Here is a 2,055-nt window from a genome sequence, read left to right as displayed (position 1 = left end):
CTTTTATCCAAGTTAAACTCGTTGAGCTCGACGCTCAAACTATCGAAATGCACACCAATGTAAACGCGGCTTTCTGAATAAGATCTTTTTATTAAATTCTGGTTTTACGTCTAATTAAATTAAATTAAGGGTTTTTATTCTGCCTTAAATTGGAATGCAGAATATGTAACTTATGCTTTCGGTGTGTGGTTATATAAATATTCTTTTAAGGGGTGATCGCTGATCAAGGAGTAAATATCAGACGATCAGTATAAGATCCTATGTATCAAGTATGGTTAGCGCCTCGTGAAACTTGTTGGGGCGGTGATGAAGATCAACATACTTGTTCGTTATTTTGAGTAGCATGCGTTACTCGAAATTGCTTAGTTTAGAGAGAGGAACGGGATATGCAGCAGAACATTTGCCCGACTTGCAATGTCGAACTGGAATGGACAGGACAATACCATTGTGCACAGTGTGAATCGGATTTTAAAAAAGTAGGTTTTTGCCCTGATTGTGAGGCGGAGCTGGAGAAGCTGCAAGCATGCGGTGCTGCGAGCTACTTTTGTAATGTGTGTAATGAACTCAAATCAAAATCACGTGTCCGATTTGAGTTCCAGAAAATCAGTTAACCAGAGTTTGTATTCAGTTAACGGTAGAACGAACGTCGCCTTCGGCTAATCGAGTAATCAATACATCTCCCGACTTAACATCTGAAGATTGCGTAATTACTTTACCTTGCTCAGTTTGAGTTATTGAGTAACCTCGTTTCAATGTCGCTAGTGGGCTGACGGTGTCTAACTTCTCTGCAGCAATCGCGAGTTGATGGCGCATAGTCAGTAATTTGCGATCCATTGCATCCATCAGCTTTTGCTCAACACGTTCTAGCTTCGACTTCTGCTCGGCAAGGCGTGTTACAGGAGAATTTAATTGCAGCCGATAATGTTGACGCTCGATTCGCTGTTGGCGCAAGGCAATAAAACGACTCATCGCTCGCTGTAAGCGCATGTCCAAATCATCTAACTGTTGAGTCTGGCGCTGCAAGCGATAGCTTGGGTGCTGTCTCTCTAGACGGTGCATTAATTGCGCAGATTGCTGCTTTTGCTGTGCTAGGTAGTAACGCATTGCGCTCGCTAACTTATGCTGGCGGGTAACTAAAGCTTGATCTTTGTGGCTGTTATCACGACTTACTAGCTCAGCGGCCGCTGATGGAGTAGGTGCGCGTACGTCGGCGACAAAATCTGCTATTGTCACGTCGACTTCATGTCCAACGGCGCTAATAATAGGAATTTGGCTTGCTGCAATCGTGCGAGCTAATATCTCGTTGTTAAAGCACCATAAGTCTTCTAATGAACCACCACCTCGGCCCACAATTAGCACATCACATTCATCACGGCTGTTAGCGCGACCAATGGCTTGTGCGATTTGAATGGCTGCATCTTCACCTTGTACCACTGTCGGATAAATCACAACGGGTAGGGAAGGATCACGACGTTTCAATACGTCTAAGATATCGTAAAGCGCGGCACCAGTTTTCGATGTGATGACGCCAACACGTTTTGGGTGTTCAGGCAAAGGTTGCTTATTGGTTTGAGCGAACAACCCTTCTGCGGCAAGCTTCATTTTCAGCTCTTCAAACTCTTGCTGAAGACGGCCGTCACCTTCCGGTTGCATGCTTTCGATGATCAATTGGTAGTCACCGCGAGGCTCATAAAGAGAAAGACGAGCTTTTACTAGGACTTGATTACCGTTAGCGGGCTTGAAAGTAACGCGGCGATTGTTACCACGAAACATGGCACATTTAACTTGAGCGCGAGAGTCTTTAAGAGTGAGGTACCAGTGACCAGAGACTGGAGCTGAAAAGTTGGATATCTCTCCGACGAGCCAAACGATCCCCATTTCGTTTTCAAGGAGTAAACGAACTTCTGCGTTGAGACGAGAAACAGTAAAGATGTTTTGATTGGTCTTGGAGAGCACAGCTAATCTCTTAGACGTGAGTATGGAAATTAGCGGCAATATAATACATAGCAAGGGGGTAATTGCAAGAAAAAAATTAAAAAATTTGTGGTCAAGCGA

Annotated in this window: 2 protein-coding genes; one reads left to right on the top strand and one right to left on the bottom strand. The window is 44.2% G+C overall.

Annotated elements, in window-relative coordinates; translation table 11 throughout:
* Positions 1–386: 386 nt before the first annotated feature.
* Positions 387–611 (top strand): zinc ribbon domain-containing protein, encoded by a 225-nt coding sequence (locus CAG69_RS03275; protein ID WP_012842112.1) that lies wholly within the window; start codon positions 387–389, stop codon positions 609–611.
* 13 nt (positions 612–624) lie between these two features.
* Here the strand turns inward: CAG69_RS03275 and xseA are convergent, their stop codons facing one another.
* Positions 625–1,956, bottom strand: coding sequence for an exodeoxyribonuclease VII large subunit (gene xseA / locus CAG69_RS03270; protein WP_085343030.1), 1,332 nt, complete (start codon positions 1,954–1,956; stop codon positions 625–627).
* Positions 1,957–2,055 lie beyond the last annotated feature (99 nt).

Origin of the sequence: Vibrio sp. V43_P6S15P86, assembly GCF_009904725.1 — a bacterium.
Taxonomy (GTDB): domain Bacteria; phylum Pseudomonadota; class Gammaproteobacteria; order Enterobacterales; family Vibrionaceae; genus Vibrio; species Vibrio diabolicus.
This window is presented reverse-complemented; position numbering and strand designations above follow the sequence as displayed.

Coding starts and splice junctions, on each gene's coding strand:
- CAG69_RS03275 (WP_012842112.1), top strand. CDS start 387: ATGCAGCAGAACATTTGCCCGACTTGCAATGTCGAACTGGAATGGACA.